Annotated in this window: 13 protein-coding genes; 4 read left to right on the forward strand and 9 right to left on the reverse strand. The window is 37.5% G+C overall.

What is annotated here, in order from left to right; all coding sequences use genetic code 11:
- Positions 1 to 137: 137 nt before the first annotated feature.
- Genes porT through J2T03_RS06440 form a run of 3 tightly spaced genes read right to left on the reverse strand, consistent with a single transcriptional unit; the run spans position 138 to position 2229 of the window.
- Entirely contained in the window at positions 138 to 920 is a 783-nt protein-coding gene (gene porT, locus J2T03_RS06430) for a type IX secretion/gliding motility protein PorT/SprT (protein WP_307210128.1), read from the reverse strand.
- Positions 921 to 923: 3 nt separating this feature from the next.
- Positions 924 to 1655 carry a bifunctional demethylmenaquinone methyltransferase/2-methoxy-6-polyprenyl-1,4-benzoquinol methylase UbiE gene (ubiE, locus tag J2T03_RS06435; RefSeq protein WP_306845661.1) on the reverse strand — a complete coding sequence of 244 codons (732 nt, stop codon included), beginning with the start codon at positions 1653 to 1655 and terminating at the stop codon, positions 924 to 926.
- A gap of 4 nt (positions 1656 to 1659) precedes the next feature.
- Positions 1660 to 2229, reverse strand: coding sequence for a hypothetical protein (locus J2T03_RS06440; RefSeq protein WP_306845659.1), 570 nt, complete (start codon positions 2227 to 2229; stop codon positions 1660 to 1662).
- A gap of 101 nt (positions 2230 to 2330) precedes the next feature.
- Between J2T03_RS06440 and J2T03_RS06445 the strand changes: the two genes are divergently transcribed.
- Both J2T03_RS06445 and J2T03_RS06450 read left to right on the forward strand, forming a co-directional pair.
- Positions 2331 to 3398, forward strand: a complete 1068-nt coding sequence (locus J2T03_RS06445; protein ID WP_306845657.1) for a 3-oxoacyl-ACP synthase III family protein — start codon at positions 2331 to 2333, stop codon at positions 3396 to 3398.
- A gap of 67 nt (positions 3399 to 3465) precedes the next feature.
- Positions 3466 to 4671: a metallophosphoesterase gene (locus tag J2T03_RS06450; protein ID WP_307210130.1), complete on the forward strand. Its 1206-nt coding sequence runs from the start codon at positions 3466 to 3468 to the stop codon at positions 4669 to 4671.
- A 152-nt stretch (positions 4672 to 4823) separates the two neighbouring features.
- On the opposite strand, the gene J2T03_RS06455 is transcribed toward J2T03_RS06450, so the two are convergent.
- The 3 genes from J2T03_RS06455 to J2T03_RS06465 all read right to left on the reverse strand — a co-directional run bounded on the left by J2T03_RS06455 (position 4824) and on the right by J2T03_RS06465 (position 9634).
- Entirely contained in the window at positions 4824 to 5576 is a 753-nt protein-coding gene (locus J2T03_RS06455) for a polysaccharide deacetylase family protein (RefSeq protein ID WP_307210131.1), read from the reverse strand.
- An 84-nt stretch (positions 5577 to 5660) separates the two neighbouring features.
- A complete protein-coding gene (locus tag J2T03_RS06460) occupies positions 5661 to 6626 on the reverse strand; it encodes an NAD-dependent epimerase/dehydratase family protein (RefSeq protein ID WP_307210132.1) in 966 nt (321 codons plus the stop codon).
- 104 nt (positions 6627 to 6730) lie between these two features.
- Positions 6731 to 9634, reverse strand: a complete 2904-nt coding sequence (locus J2T03_RS06465) for a TonB-dependent receptor plug domain-containing protein (protein WP_307210133.1) — start codon at positions 9632 to 9634, stop codon at positions 6731 to 6733.
- Between the two features lie 249 nt (positions 9635 to 9883).
- Here J2T03_RS06465 and ggt point away from each other — a divergent pair, with 249 nt between their 5' ends.
- Both ggt and J2T03_RS06475 read left to right on the forward strand, forming a co-directional pair.
- A complete protein-coding gene (ggt, locus tag J2T03_RS06470; protein ID WP_306845646.1) occupies positions 9884 to 11572 on the forward strand; it encodes a gamma-glutamyltransferase in 1689 nt (562 codons plus the stop codon).
- A 239-nt stretch (positions 11573 to 11811) separates the two neighbouring features.
- Complete coding sequence (locus J2T03_RS06475; protein ID WP_306845644.1) at positions 11812 to 13092, forward strand: dicarboxylate/amino acid:cation symporter; 1281 nt, start codon at positions 11812 to 11814, stop codon at positions 13090 to 13092.
- Between the two features lie 70 nt (positions 13093 to 13162).
- Here the strand turns inward: J2T03_RS06475 and J2T03_RS06480 are convergent, their stop codons facing one another.
- The 3 genes from J2T03_RS06480 to J2T03_RS06490 form a co-directional block, all read right to left on the reverse strand.
- On the reverse strand, positions 13163 to 14014 hold the full coding sequence (locus tag J2T03_RS06480; protein WP_306845909.1) for a diacylglycerol/lipid kinase family protein: 852 nt from the start codon (positions 14012 to 14014) through the stop codon (positions 13163 to 13165).
- A gap of 43 nt (positions 14015 to 14057) precedes the next feature.
- A complete protein-coding gene (locus J2T03_RS06485) occupies positions 14058 to 14882 on the reverse strand; it encodes an RsiV family protein (RefSeq protein WP_307210135.1) in 825 nt (274 codons plus the stop codon).
- A gap of 101 nt (positions 14883 to 14983) precedes the next feature.
- Positions 14984 to 16921 (reverse strand): transglutaminase-like domain-containing protein, encoded by a 1938-nt coding sequence (locus tag J2T03_RS06490; protein WP_307210136.1) that lies wholly within the window; start codon positions 16919 to 16921, stop codon positions 14984 to 14986.
- Position 16922 lies beyond the last annotated feature (1 nt).

Consider the following 16922-nt stretch of genomic DNA (forward strand, 5'->3'; position numbering starts at 1 on the left):
GGTTTTCTATATTCTAACTAATAGCAAAAGTAAAAAAATAATAACAGTAACAAAAATAAAAGTCTCTATATTTTGATTTGGCACTAAAAAAAGGAGATGCATAAGCACCTCCTTTTATATTTTTAATGTATATTTTCTTATTCAAATTTCAGAACGAACATTACAGCTCTTGTCTGAAGCGTAGACATTGCAGTTGCCCAGTACGGAGGTGTTGTTGCATTATCTGCCACTTTCTCGTTGTTCATGAAAAATGTTCCTCTGATAGCCGGAGTAAGTTTAAATTTGTTGAAATAAAACTGGATTCCCATTTCTGCAGACCACGCAAAGTTATGCGTTGTAGATCTGAAAACCTGCTGCATGTTGTCATCTTCAGAATCTGAATTGGACTGAAGATTAACTATATAGTTTACCCCTGCCGCAATATAGGGTCTGGAATTATACCATCTCTGGCCGTGAAGCTCAAGCAAAACAGGAACATCCACCAATGTAGATTTTATCTCTCTTATTCTGTCTTTCTCAGTTAAAGGAATTGGAATAAAAGGAGGATTCGTTAATGTTCCGGCAGCATACTGGTCATTGGACTGGGTATTGAAAATCAACTGCCTTTGAGCAAATTGTAAGCCTGGCTCCAATCTTAAGTCCAGATAGTCATTCAGTCTCCATTTGGCGATCAAACCGGCACCAAAACTGTAGCTTTCTTTGGATTTAACAAGATTCTGATTACCTTCCGAACCATATCTTGGATGTAGGACGATACGGTAGTCCAGCCTGTTGCCATTCAAATAAAAACCCCAACTGAATTTCTGCTCGTCAAAGTCTTCCAACTTATCCATTCTGTTTCGGGTTCTGAATTGTGCATCTGCAAAAACTGCAATATTGACTGAGGCTAAAACCAGTGCTCTTAATAGAAATTTATTCATAGGTTACTTTGTTGCTTTATAAATTGTGGCTATACCTAAACTTAACTTTTTATATTCTACTTTCTTAAATCCTGTATCTAAAAGAATTTGCTTCATCTTTTCCCCAAAAGGAAAAGCATTTACAGAATCCGGAAGGTATGTATATGCCCTATTATCTTTGGAAACCAGTCTGCCGATGGCAGGTAATATATTTTTGAAATAAAACATATAAAATGGCCCTAAGAACCCCTCAACCTTTGAAAACTCCAGTATATAAACACTCTTGTTATCTTTAACTACTCTTCTTAATTCTGCCAAACCTTTGGTAAGGTTTTCAAAATTCCTCACTCCAAATGCAACGGAAACAGCATCAAATCTATTGTCCTCGAAAGGTAAATTTTCCGCATCCCCTTTTTGCATGGAAATTTTGCCGTCTAATTTAAGTTTTTTTATTTTAATAACGCCAACATTCAGCATTTGTTGTGATAAATCCAAACCAATTACTTTCGCATGGGTCCCTTTTTCAATCGTTATTGCTAAATCTCCCGTTCCTGTAGCCACATCCAATACTTCCTGCGGATTGTCTTTTTTCATCATTTTCACCAATGTATTTCTCCACAAAACATCAATTTTCATAGATAAAACATGATTCAGAAGGTCATACTTCGGTGCAATATTGTCGAACATATCCTCTACCTGGCTTTTCTTGGTAGCCTCGGAATTGTAGGGAGTAACTTTGGTAATATCTTTTGTCAAAACTTTAAAACTTGTAATATTCTTTGTAATAATTTAGGAAATCCTGCTTTCTGAAGATCTTTGATCTTGATTCCACCTTTTGGATGTTTTTGATCACCTTATCGTAATCTTCATCTACATTGTAGTAAAAATCTTCAGTATAAAGCTTATTGAAGCGTCTTGCTCCTCCGAAATAATCTTTTCCGTCAATTGTGATTTTGTCCAGGGCCAAAAGTAATGAATCTTTTTTAAGATTGTACCCATAATATTGATCATTAATATAATAATCCTGATGGGCGATATTAATCAGCCCCCGGATTTTATTTACTTCAAATGCAGAATCATACAGCATTTTCTTATTCTGGTCGAAAACCTTGATAGAATTTTTCCCCTTTTTAATATCCACATGAACGTACTGGCCCGCAGAAATAATTCCTTCGGAACCGTTATTGATCTTAAAATAATACGTATTAGGAGTAGGATTGTCTACTACAAAATAATTTTTCTTGGCTAAAAAAAAGAAGTAGACCCCAAAGGCAACGATAAACACCACAGCTGCAATAAGTAAGCCTTTTAAGGACGAGTTGTTTTTCATACGATTGTAAAGTACAATTTTTGCAAATTTAATAATATTTTTAATTCTCCGTTATTAATATTAATTATTAACTTTGCATCTTTAAAAAATCATATAAACGAATGCCGAATACGATCATTATTGGTTCCGGATCCTATATTCCTAACAGAGTTATTGGTAGAGATTATTTCATGGATTCTGAGTTCTACACTGAAGACGGAGTTAAGATTGAGAAACCTGCAGAAGAAACCATCGCAAAGTTTGTAGAAATCACAGAAATAGAAAACAGAAGATTTATTGAAGACGATCTTTCCAACTCGCTGATCGGCTCTGAAGCTGCCAAAATTGCCCTTGAAGATGCCAAAGTAGATGGAGAAGAACTGGATTACATCATTTACGCGAGCAACTTTGGAGAAGTTACTGTAGACGGATATGTGAATTTTATGCCTAATATGGCAGCAAGAGTAAAAAACAAACTGGGCATCAAGAACAGAAAATGCATTACTTATGATATGATCTTCGGATGTCCGGGATGGGTGGAAGCCATGATCCTTGCAGACAATCTTATCAAGGCAAAGGCAGCCAGAACCATTCTTGTGGTAGGTGCAGAAACGCTGAGCCGTGTTACTGATCCTCATGACAGAAACAGAATGATCTTTGCCGACGGAGCTGGTGCAGTGGTGGTACAGGCTACAGATCAGGAAAATGTAGGGATTATTTCTCATAACACAATCTGCGACAATGGTCCGGAACTGTGCTATCTTGAAAATGCCCCCTCCATTAACCAGAATGTAGACCAAAGACGTCTTTATGTAAGAATGCAGGGAAGAAAAATTTATGAGTATGCTCTTAAAAATGTGCCTTCAGCTATAAAAGAAACCATCGGAGATGCCGGCCTTTCCATTGAAGATATTGATAAGATCCTGATTCACCAGGCTAATGCCAAAATGGATTATGCCATGATTGAAAGACTTCACAAGCTTTATAACGTGAAAGATTATGATCATTCGATCTCCCCTATGACAATTCAGGACCTTGGAAATACGTCTGTAGCAACCATTCCTACCATGTATGATTTAATAATTAAAGGAAAAATGGAGGGTCAAACGTTTAAAGATAAAGGTAACATTGTAATGACTTCGGTAGGTGCCGGAATGAACATCAATGCTATCGTTTACAGATTTCCTTAAAAATATTTAATTAACAAAAATATAAAGCACAGGGAAATATCTTCTTTGTGCTTTTTTTAGATTTATCATGCAGAGAAATTTTTTGATCATCGCCGCTATCTTCCTGGTTCTAGAAGTCTATATCTATCAGGCTATAAGAACATTAACAGATAATTTCTGGGTTAGGCTCGGGTACTGGGTTTTATCCTTGGCCGTTTATGGGATTTTCGCCTATGAAATTACCCATTTCCAAAGATCAGACAGAAGCTCGATGAGAGTCCAGATCACAATTTCATTATTCCTGATCTTTATACTCCCTAAAATCTTTGTGGTCCTGTTTTTATTGATTGATGATATCTTCAGAACAGGAGGCTACCTGATAGGGCTAACGCAACCGAAAGAACACTTTTTTCCTGAAAGAAGAAAATTCCTCAGTATGGTAGGATTAGGCATGGGAGGTGTTCTTTCCGCCCTTTTCATTGACGGGATTACGTTCGGAAAGTACAGGCATACGGTAAGAAAAATAAAAGTAAAGATTCCAGGCCTTTCAAAAAACTTCAAAGGCTATAAAGTGATTCAGATCTCTGATGTTCACAGCGGTAGTTTTTCCGATCCATCCAAGCTACAGCATGCTATCGATCTGATCAATGAGCAGGATCCGGATCTTGTTCTTTTTACAGGCGATATGGTGAATAATATTTCGGATGAATTTAAACCTTTCATTCCTTTATTTTCCAAAATCAAAGCCAAAGACGGCAAGCTTGCCGTGCTGGGAAACCACGATTATGGTGACTATGTGACATGGGCCTCGCTGGATGCTAAAAAAAAGAATCTTGACGCTCTTATTGAGTATGAAAAGCAAGCCGGGTTTGATATGCTGAGAAATGAAAACAGGGTAATTGACAGAAACGGAGAAAAATTATATATTCTCGGTGTTGAAAATTGGGGACTGAAGCCATTTCCTCAATTCGGAAAAATTGACGACGCCTTAAAAGGAGTCCCGGAATTCGCTCCAAAAATCCTGATGAGCCATGACCCCACGCATTTCGATTATGTGGTAAAAAAACATCCTGGAAACATCCATCTGACCCTTTCAGGGCATACCCACGGGATGCAGTTTGGTTTGGATCTTAAAAACGTAAAATGGTCTCCGGTACAGTACCGCTACCCGAAATGGGCTGATCTGTATGAAAGTGAAGGCAAGATGCTGTATGTAAACAGAGGTTTTGGAGTATTGGGTTATCCAGGAAGAGTTGGCGTCTTACCAGAGATTACGCTTTTTGAACTGAGTTAGTTACGCGATGCGGGATCCGAGTTGCGGAGTCGGAGAGTTTGAGGGTTTTAGAGTAAATGAGTTATTGTCTGGCTCTTGGCTCTTACGAATCAAAAGACCAAATTTTCAATCTTCAGCACAATCTCTACAACCTGCTACCTGTCCCCTGCCACCTAAAAAATATAATCTTTCATACGGGAAGTAGCAAGTTCTTTTTCGTTAATCCAGGTAAGGAGGGCATCCAGTTTGTCCTCCATTTTTTTGCCCGAAAACAGGCTTCTGTAAAACGGAATATCAAATCTGTACTTTTTAAAATCGGTGAACTGCCAGGAATTAAGATAGATCAGTACAAAATCATCATTCTTAAGGGTTTCAAAAACCATGCTCTGGTAATAACTCATCGGCAGAATTTGAAACACAAAATCATTATAGGGCAGCTGGCTGTATGGCGAGATGCTTTCAGGAACAATACTCAGTCCGTCTTCTTCAGTAATCTCCGTATCTCTTTTCAGCCTTTTGAATGGAAAAAGGATATCTGCATTATCAATATTGGAAACATAATTAAACTCCAGAGATTTCAGATCATGCTGGGGAAGCTTGAAGTCTTTCTGCCTGATTCCTCGAACCTGCTTCTCAAGAAAATCCTGAATACTTTTTTTAATATTCTCAATTTCCTGAAGATTGGAATTCAAATTATAAAAAGCAATTTCATGCCCTTTCGATGAAATTGCTTTTATTAAGTTCTGAAGTTTTTCAGCGATAGAAATCTCCACAAAAAAACTTGCTTTAATGTCATGAATATCTAAAATCCGAAGAATAGCTTTTGTATTGTCTTCTGTAATTTTCAGCCTTTCCACATCAGAAATTTCTGAACTGTTTTTCGCCTCAGCTTCAATATTTAGGATGTTGAAAGTCAATAAAACCATTTAAATTAAATTTTAGATAATATATATAATTAATTAATAATCAGATGTTAAAATAACATTTATTTAAACATAAACTTTAAGTGATTAATTTTTATTCAATTTCACTTTAAGATTCTTGATCATATCCTTCGTCATTTCAGAAATTCCGAAATCATAGGTTAATCCCCAGTCTTTTTTTGCTATGGAATCATCAATTGAAGCCGGCCATGAATCTGCAATTGCCTGTCTGAAATCCGGTTGATAATCGATAGAAAAACCAGGAATTTCTTTCTTGATTTCTTCCGACAGTTCTTTCGGTGTAAATGACATTCCTCCTAAATTATAAGACGAATGAACGGTAAGACTTTCCTTCGGAGCTTCCATTAATTTCAATGTTGCGTTAATCGCATCATCCATATATAACATTGGCATTCCTGTATTTTCGGAAATGAAACTTGTATATTTCCCCTCTTCTATTGCTTCGTAAAAGATCTCAACGGCATAGTCTGTTGTACCGCCTCCTGCAGGAGTCTTCCACGAAATAAGCCCCGGATACCTTATACTTCTTACATCTACTCCATACTTGTCGAAATAGTATTCGCACCATTTTTCTCCTGCCATTTTAGAGATTCCATAAACCGTTGTAGGGTTCAAAACCACATCCTGCCCTACATTTTGTTTTGGGATTCCTTTTCCGAATACAGCAATTGAGCTTGGCCAGAAGATCTTTTTAAGAAGGCCCTCTTTCGCCATTTCGCAAAAATGAAGAAGAGGTTCAAGATTCAGTTTCCATGCAAAAATTGGCTGCTTTTCTGAAGTTCCTGACAAAAGCGATGCTAAATGATAGACTGTTGTAATCTCATAGTCTTTAATGACCTGTCTTACCAGTTGTGTATTGGTAACATCCATTCTTTCATAGTGTCCGGCAGCAGTAATTCCCTTTTGCCATCTGTCCAGTCCTGATGCTACTACATTATCAGCTCCGTGAATTTCAACAAGTCTGTTCGTCAGTTCGGTGCCAATTTGTCCCAGAGCACCCGTAATTAATATTCTTTCCGTATAGGATTCCATTTTACATATTTTTTAGAATTCTACAAAAGTAAAAAAATCATAGCAACCAAAATAAAAAAGGTATGCATAAACATACCTTTTTCATAATAACTGAACAGAAATTCCTAAAAGCTCAGATTAACCCTTGCAAAAAGAAATCTTCCATTCATCCCGAACTGGGATGTATTTCTGGAGTAAATGAACTGATTCTGATTGGTAAGATCTATAGGAGCAGCATTAACGTAAGTCAAATTACCGGAACTATCCAGAGCAGGCACTTTCACCGCAGTTGGCCCGTAATTTTTATCCGGATAAATATCAAATAAGTTATTGGCTCCAATGGTCAGCCTGAAACTGTCACTGAATTTGTATCCTACCGATAAATCTGTAATTACCTTCCCACCCCAAACAGGATGCTCTGTAGCAACAGCCTGCCCATTGATGATTTCTCCACTTACAATACCATCTCCATCAGCATCCATCGTATTCGGATCTGTAACCTCTCCAAAATACACATTTCTCAAAAGCACATTAAACCTGCTAATTTCCAAAGCATTATTAAGAGAAGCTTTAAATCTTGGCACAGCCTCTTCAAGATAAATCCTACTCGATTCCGAGTAATAACGGTTGACCTGCCCTGCTTTAATCAAAATATCAGAACCATGAATATTTCCTATCCTGTTGGTTTTGGATACTGTAACTGCCAAATCCGAGTTCAAAGAAATTCCTTCCGAAAACTTTGCTCTATGAGAAATTACTCCTTCAATACCTTTAGTCTGGGTATCTATAGCATTGGCAAAGAACGTAGCAGCATTAGCATTAGCTCTATCAAAAGCATCCTGCACAATTCCGAGATCACTTCCCGGCAAATGAATTCCTGAAGGTCTTGAAAACTGATCGGTAAGAACCACCCTGTTCTTAATTTTAATATAATACCCATCAACGGTAAAGGTAAGATTGGCTTGCGGAATTTTTGCGGTAAACCCTGCAGAATAACTTGTTGATTCTTCCTGTTTCAATTGTGGAATCCCCAGGAGCCTGGCAGCTTCTGAATCATTTGAAAATGTCCCTACTTCAAATGCTGTCCCTCCTACAAATTGGGTTGCTGTAGCATTGAAATAAATCTGCTGCAAAGAAGGAGCTCTGAATCCGGTGGAATGGGCTGCTCTTATATTAATCTGATTGGTCAGTTTATACCGTGTTGCTATTTTATAATTGAAAGTAGAGCCGAAATCTGAATAGTTTTCATACCGCAAAGCAGCACTCAAAAGCCACTTATCCGTAACATCCAGTTCGGTATCCACATAAGCCGCTACGGAACGTCTTCCTTCATTTAAAGCATTTTCAGGTCTAAAACCGGGGAAAACTTGTGATCCGCCCGGTCTGGTACTGGTCATGCTTGCAGGCACAAAGGGGTCACCTGGTAACGATTGCGGAGTATAGACTCCAAAAAAATCTGTAGGTTTTAACTTAGGATCTGTTGATGGAGTCTGAATTCTTCCATTGATATCATAAAGCGCCCATGACGCCTCTTCTCCGTTTTCTATTTTATACCGTTCAAATCTTGCTTCACCTCCGAAGGCTACATTAAAACCTTTCAGCCAGTCAAATTTTGTATCGAAATCTGCATTGATCGTATTTTGCATAAAGCTCAATCCTCCTGCATCAAATTCTGTTTTACCGGGATAAGCCATGGACGCATTGGCCGTATTCTTAATAGTGTAATCGAAAGTATTCTGTCCAAAGGTATTACTGATGTCATAGTTGACATTTCCTAATTTCCCTTTAAATCCGCCTGCAAAAGAAAGGTCAATAACATCAGAGGCTATTTCCGGTAAGAAACCGTTCGGGTATAAGGCCGTAGACGTTCTGTTTTGATTGGGTCTCCTGAAAAAGCCCGCTGCATTACCATCTCTGTAAGAAATTCCTCCAAAAGCATATCCCTTCACAGATGATGAAAGATCAAATTCAGAGTTCATAAAAAACTGACCGGACATCAATTTTGACTGTCCTACCCGCATATTAAAATCATCTCTGGTTAATTTCCTGTAAGCCAATTCATTTTCAGTAACATTAACCTTCAACAAATTCTGCAATTGTGTGATCGTGTTCGCAGACTGAATGTCTGCCTGCTGCTGTGCTGTAAAGTAACCTACCGAAGGGGCATACTGATGAATATAATCTATAATCTGCTGGCTATTCGGGGTATTGGTAATGTTTCCAAACAGAGAAGAAATATTAACTCCTTGCTCCAGCGCTCTTTGTTCAATGGCATTATAGGCATTAAAAATATCACCGGTTGCCGCCATAGCCCTTCTGGTATCATCTCTGCTTAATAAACTTGCCGTGAAATTGATAAATCCATTAGTCCCGATTTTAGTCCCGTAATTAAGATCTATCTGGTATTTTCCACCGTCCCATCCTCCATGATGGTCATTAGATCCTTTAGAATTAAAAGCTCCTGCTGTAATGGCGGCTGTAAAAGCATTGGTGTTTTTCTTCATAATGACATTAATCACCCCTGCAATGGCATCAGAGCCGTATTGTGCAGAAGCTCCGTCTCTTAGCACTTCCAGCCTCTCAATAGCAAATGCAGGAATAGCATTAAGATCGGTGCCTACAGAACCTCTTCCCGGCGAACCGTTGATATTCACCAAAGAAGAGGTATGTCTCCTTTTTCCATTAAGCAGAACCAATACCTGATCCGGGCCAAGCCCTCTTAGCTGGGCAGGATCCACATGATCCGTCCCATCTGCTACCGTTGTAGAATTAGATGTAAAAGAAGGGGCTGCATAATTCAAAATCTGATTAAGATCCATCTGAGGACTTAAAACAGACTGAGAACCAATATTAATAACATCTACCGGCACCGGAGTATCGGTAGCAACCCTTGCCTTATTTCGTGAGCCAATAGTGATCTTTACTTCATCCACCTGATTGGTCTTTATGGAATCAGTTTGGGCAGTGGCATTTGCTGAAATAAAAAATAATACTCCAAGCAAAGCAATTTTTTGGTAATTTTTATTCATATGTATTTTTTAAGTGGCAATTTATCTTATAAAAATACATTAAAAACAACAAAATAAAGATTTCTTTAAAAAATAATTAAAAAAATAACAATATTTAAATAAATTAAATCAAAACAATTGATTTTTTACATATCAAATATACAATTCGTAAAATAGTTTACTTCCTATTGGGCTGATCTAATGATAAACACCCATTAAAGAAAGGTCAGTTTCTTTAAAATTATCTACTTTTGTCTTAAACATAATCTTATGAAGCGAATATTTCTTGCTGCCTTATTTATGGCATTTAATTTTTCATCTGCTCAGTTTACCGATTTCAATATTATAAAGGAGGTAAAAGTAAAGAATAAGGGTGTAGTGGTTTCTGCACACCCTCTTGCCAGCGAAGCAGGAGCTGAAGTGATGAAGATGGGCGGAAATGCTTACGATGCGGTTGTAGCTACTCAATACGCTCTTGCCGTAGTTTATCCTCAGGCCGGAAACATCGGTGGTGGCGGATTTTTAGTAGGTGTTAAAAATAATGGTGAAAAATTTACCCTGGATTATAGAGAAACAGCTCCGAAAAAAGCGTCTAAGGACATGTACGTTGATAAAAACGGAAAGGCGGATACAGATCTTTCCCAATACGGAAGACTGGCAGTAGGGGTACCGGGAAGTATCTCCGGATTTTTTGCGACCTTAAAATACTGTAAGCTTCCTATGGATAAAATCATTCAGCCTGCTATTGATCTCGCGGAAAAAGGATTTGCCATTACAGAAATGGAGGCCAATATGCTGAATACTCACAAAGAAAATTTCCAGAAACATAACAAATCCTCTATTGCTTTTGTAAAAGATACTCCCTGGAAAGCCGGTGATATTTTAGTTCAGAAAGAACTGGCTGCAACACTGAAATTAATTCAGAAACAAGGTGAAAAAGGATTTTATGAAGGTAAAACAGCCGAGCTTATGGTTTCCGAAATGAAAAAAGGCAACGGAATTATTACTTTGGAAGATCTCAAAAATTATAAAACGGCAGAAAGAAAGCCTTTGGAATTCGATTATAAAGGAACCCGCGTGGTTACCATGCCACTTCCTTCCAGCGGTGGTGTATTGCTTGCCCAAATGCTGACTATGGCCGGATACGAAAATCTGGAAAAGTACCAACAAAATTCAACGGAAGCTGTACAGATCATGACAGAAGCGGAAAGAAGAGCTTTTGCAGACAGAGCAGAATATATGGGCGATCCGGATTTCATTGAGGACAAAACCCCTTATCTGACTTCTGATACATATTTAAAAAACAGATGGAAAAGCTTCAGCTTCAGTAAAGCTACACCAAGCTCAGAAGTTGGAAAAATCATCAGTCAGCCAAAAGAATCCACCCAGACTACCCATATTTCTGTTATAGATAAAGACGGAAACGCCGCTTCTGTAACGACCACACTTAACGGATATTACGGAAGTAAGGTGGTGGTTTCAGGTGCAGGTTTCTTTTTAAATAACGAAATGGATGATTTCTCTATTAAACCAGGGGTTCCAAATATGTTCGGAGCCGTAGGCGGAGAGGCTAATTCTATACAGCCCAATAAAAGAATGCTTTCCTCTATGACTCCTACTATCCTGCTCAAAAATGGAAAACCATATATGGTGGTGGGAACACCAGGCGGAACAACAATTCCTACTTCAGTTTATCAGTCTATCGTTAATGTGGTAGATTTTAAACTGAATGCCAATATTTCCGTAAATGCGCCGAAATTCCATCATCAGTGGCTTCCTGAAAAAATTACGGTAGAAAATAATTTCCCTGAAAGTACGATTGCAGCGCTTAAAAGTAAAAATTACGTGATTGAAAAAATAAAATACATCGGAAAAACAGAACTGATTCTGATGGACGATAATGGAAACATCCATGCTGTGGCAGACGGTCGCGGGGATGATTCTGTTGCGGTAGAATAATTTTGTAATAATATTATAGATGTTTCGACTCCGCTCAGCATGACACAGTTTGCATTAATGTTGTCATGCTGAGCAGAGTCGAAGCATTTTTATAAAAAATGACTTTAAAAGTTTTAGAATCTCAATCTTGTCTTTCCTTCTCATTTACCCTTCTCTTAAAATTATTAATTTACTGACTTTCGTCATGTTTTAAGATAAAAATTCTTAATTTTCCGCGTTCAAAATCTAAAAAAAATCCTTTGAAAGCTAAAAAATTCTATCAGCAGCTTTATTTTCAGGTCATTATCGCGATAGCAGCAGGTATACTTCTGGGAAGATTCTATCCTGAGCTGGGTGAAAAAATGAAACCACTCGGTGACGGATTTATCAAACTGGTAAAAATGATCATTGCTCCGGTAATCTTCATTACCCTTACTTTAGGGATTGCTCATATGACTGATCTCAAAAAAGTCGGACGTATTGCGGTAAAGGCAATGATTTATTTCTTTACATTTTCAACCTTAGCCCTGATTATCGGATTGATTGTAGGAAATATTTTACAGCCCGGACATGGCTTAAATATCGATCCTGCTACTCTATCAGGCGATGTTTCGCAATATCAGCAGAAAGCTCACGACACTACCCTGACAGGCTTCATCATGAATATCATTCCTGAAACGCTTTTCAGTCCGTTGGTAGGAGAAAATATACTTCAGGTTCTTCTGGTAGCTATTCTAATGGGTGTCGCCTTGGTTCTGACTAAAGAAAAAAGTCGGAAAGTAACTGATTTCCTACAGGATCTTTCTACTCCAGTTTTTAAAATTGTTCATATGCTGATGAAGCTGGCCCCAATCGGTGCTTTCGGTGCTATGGCATTTACAATTGGAAAATATGGCCTTCATTCTGTCCTGAACCTAATATTTTTAGTAGGAACCTTTTATATTACATCTATTCTTTTCGTTGTCATTATTTTGGGAGCAGTGGCCAGGTATAATGGATTCAGTATTTTCAAGCTGATGTTCTACCTTAAAGAGGAACTACTGTTGGTTTTAGGAACCAGTTCTTCTGAATCAGCACTTCCCGGAATTATGGAAAAACTGGAAAAAGCAGGCTGTTCAAGGGCGATCGTAGGACTTGTAGTGCCTACAGGATATTCTTTCAATCTGGACGGAACAAACATTTATATGACCCTGGCTTCTCTATTTATAGCCCAGGCTCTGAATATTCATCTTCCGTTGGAAAAACAGCTGATACTGCTTTTGGTAGCGATGTTAAGTTCAAAAGGTGCCGCAGGTGTTACTGGGGCAGGATTTGTGACATTGGCAGCAACACTGGCTGTAGTTCCAGAAATACCAATTGCAGGAATGACTCTTATTCTGGGAATCGATAAATTCATGAGTGAATGCAGGGCTTTAACGAATGTGGTTGGAAATTCTGTAGCTACGGTAGTTGTGGCAAACTGGGAGAAGCAACTAGATAAAACCCAGCTGCAGTATTGCCTGAATCATCCGAATGAAATTGAAAAAAAACTGGAGGTCTGATTTTAAGTAATTAATCTTCTTATTCTTTTAAGGTTATTTCACAGACTTGCTCTTCTCTATAACTGAATAATTAAATCAAAATATTCAGGCTGGCTGGTAAAACTTTCACGTGAATAGGTGATTTTATCTTATTAAACTCACCATCAAGGTGCCAGTTTTTGGTGGTTACTTTAAATGAAATTTCCGAAACAGGAAGATATGTTACATACTCATCATCTTTCAGCCTTTTGGTAAACATCCTGAAGGCAAAAAGAGCAGAATAGGTCAGTGGGAATTTTTTCACCAGCACCATATCTACCAATCCATCACTTTTACTTGCTTTGGGAGCAATATAAGCATTGTTTCCAAACTGTCGTGTATTGGCTATATTCAGCATCAGGTATTTCCCATTGTACTGCTGATAGGCTTCATCAAAGAATTTAACCTTAATAGGTCTATAATTGAAAAATGTCTTCAGGGATACTTTGATATAGTTTTTGAATCCGCGATTGGTTTTTTCGAATTCTTTCACCACTTTTCCGTCAAAACCGGTTCCCGAAACATTGATAGACAGTCTGTCATTAACGGTAAAGGTATCGATCTTTCTGGATGCTCTGGTTTTAATTTTTTCTAAAAGCTCATCAAGATTTTTGCTGAATTTAGTCTCATTGGAAAAGCCGTTACCAGATCCGGCTGGAAAAATTGCAAGAATCTTATCTGTATTAATAAGATTTCTTGCCACGGTGGAGATTGTTCCGTCTCCTCCAATGGCTACAAAAATATCAATATGATCAAAATTTGCCCTGATAAAATCATCTGTCGCCGGAATAGATTCGGAGATGTAATATAAAGGGTTCTCTACCTTCTTTTCAAGTTCGTCAAGAAACGGCTGATAATTTTTTTTGGCCGAAAAGGGATTAATGATAAAAGCTACTTTTTCCATTACCGCAAAAATAGAAAATGCTTCCAGATCCGGAAGCATTAATTTACTTTATTTTCATTCTTTCTTTGAATTCTGCATTCAGTGTTCCTTTCAGCTCTTCCCAGGACACAGGAATGACGATATCTCCGGCTGCAAACGCAGTAATTTCATATGGACTGTAATGGAAATAAAGGTTTTTCTGATCAAAGTAGAAATTATCTGTTGCAGGAATAACTTCTACCAGCAGCATGTCAGAATTCTTCACTTCTCCTTCATTGTCTGTTGTCCCGCTATGTACTTTATTAATATTCTTCATCAATATAGCTTCAAGCTGGGCTTTCGGCATTGAAGTAATATCTTTAAGTTCCAGTTTTTTATTGCTTTTAAGGTCGAAAATCCTTTCTGAAAATCCGTAATTATCATGAGCACCCCCTTCATAGGAACTCCATACATATCCAATATGCATATAATCATTATCAGTTGAAACCAAGTTCATATGGGTATTTGTATACCATTTCTGGGCGTAGGAAATATCTGAAAGCCAGTCTTTACTGTCACTTTTTACAGAATTGAAATATTTGTTTTTCTCATTATCCAGAAAAGCCTGCAATCCTTTTTTAGAGAAATCCCTGATTCCCTTATTTTGAAAATAGATACTGTCCAGCAATTGTTTGTCTTTCAGCGTTGGAAAAACGAGCAGTTTAGAGGCGAAGGCTATGGTTAATGAATCTGCAATCTTTGAGGAGTCACTCACTTTCACGGAATCTACGATGAACTTTTCCGGTTGGGAAGCTTCTGTTTTATCAGGTAATGTTGTGTTTTCTCCTTTTTTACAGGCTGAAAAAGCGAGAAGGGAAGAAACTGCCAGAATGGCAATGGTGTTTTTCATAATTATATCTTTTGGATGTGAATGCAAAAACCATTCAAAAATGAATGGTTTTGTAAAATTATTTTTATTTGATCTAATAATCGGTCTGAAGAAATGTTCTTCTATGATTTTTTGATCAGGCTTATCACTTGGTTCTCACTTTTTGAGGCGGTTCCCCAAATCTGTTTGAATGCAGGATAATATTCTTTAGGATAATCCGGACTTGCAATTTTTGTAGTGGAGATTATTTCAAGCTTATTACCCTTCTGCTCTGCAATATAGCTGTATTCAATTTCTTTATCTTCTGTAACTATCTTTTTACTTTTAGGCATTGCTTCTATGACATAGCCTTCCGGTATTTCCAGGATTACTTTCTTCACTTTAGTAATTGAAGAGATAAAATCAATTGGATATTTTCTTTCCTCGGCCTGGTCAAATTCATTAGAATTTTTGCTCAAAAAAAGCATTGGATTGATGATCATCTTCTTCCCTATCTTATCGATCAGGTTGTCTGAGGAGAATTTCATTGTGCTTTCAAAATCCCCGTTTTCGAGAGTTTTGGTATCAATTCCAACAAAATCTATTGAGAAGTTTTCTTTATACTGCTTTTTATATTTTTCAGCATTTTCGTCATAGCTTTCCTTGGCAAACATAGCATATGAACCGGTATCCTTGTCGGAATATGTCCCGGAAATACTGCCGTCTTCATTTATTTTTGCTTCTGCAGTAAGGTAATTGAAGCTTGTAGTGGTATTTCCCATCTGCATCAGCAGTGCTTTATCTTTCGCCATGAGAACCCCATACTGATTCCAGTCTCTTGGAGGAAGATTATTCATAGACGACTGTTTTGAAGTGGCATCATAGAGATTAAGACCGTCTTTTATTTTAACAGTTGCAATAACAAAATTCATCCCGACTATGCTGGGGGAAGTCAGATTGATCAAACCGTTGTCTACGGTGGAAATAACAAGAGGATCTGCTTTCAGTCCTGCTTCTCTAAGCATCATGACAAGCAAAAGGTTTATTTCTGCAGCATTTCCGGTTTTGGTTTCTATCAGTTTCTTTATTCCGTCTTCCGTATAAATTCCTCTGTCTTTATTCCAGGTGAATGTATTTTTTACATAATTAAAAATAGCATCGGCTTTTTCAGTATCGGAATTTAGACCTGAAATAATTGAGGCCACATTTTCTTTAACCAGTTTCGTTTTTTTCAGCTCTTCACCAAAATCTTCGTCTTTATACAGCTTCTCTTTGATTTCTTCCCACGACGAGGAGTGCATTTTCAGTTCTCTAAAATTAGTGGAATGAAGTTCCGCACTTACTTTTGTACGGTAATTCCTGTCATTTTTAACAAACTTCTCAGTTTTGAATCCTTTCAGATTTTCATACCCGAATCTATAGGTTTTAAAAGGCATTCCGTACATTGTCTTTTCTTCCACTATTCTATATTTTGGAGACAATGAACCTGTATAATTTACATTATAAGCTATATGTGAAGGACTGTCCAGAATATATTCCGTATACAGAGAAGGAGCATCAGACTCTATTACAATCTGCGGAACTGAATATAAAAATGGTGACAAAACTTCATACTGATATTCTATAACCGATCCGTTTTTCACATTGGGAAAAGCAAATTTCGTAATGGTTGTATATTTGCTTTCCTTGCTCTTGTATTTTGAACTTTTATCTACTTTCGTAGCAGCTGCAGTTCCGTTTTCCAGGTTATATACAAAAGCTTTCATTTTGTTTAAAATCTCTTCATAGCCACCAGTACTTTTGTGTAGCGGAATTTCAAGGTTCAACCAATCTTCGGCTTTATCTTTATCATAGATCTTCACTCTGTAAAAAACCTTTTTCCTAAGATCTCCTGTAGAGGTATCAATATCAAAATGTACTGATTTATATAAAATTTCTGCCGGTGCATTTTCATCCAGCGTTGATTTTGTTTTGGACAGATCGGCATTGTCGAATTTCGGAGGATTAAGAAACTCATGCTTCTGCCCGTTTATGTGAATCAAAGTTCCGAAGCAAAACGCTGTTAGTATTATTTTTTTCATG

The sequence above is a fragment of the Chryseobacterium lathyri genome (genome assembly GCF_030812195.1).
GTDB lineage: Bacteria > Bacteroidota > Bacteroidia > Flavobacteriales > Weeksellaceae > Chryseobacterium > Chryseobacterium lathyri_A.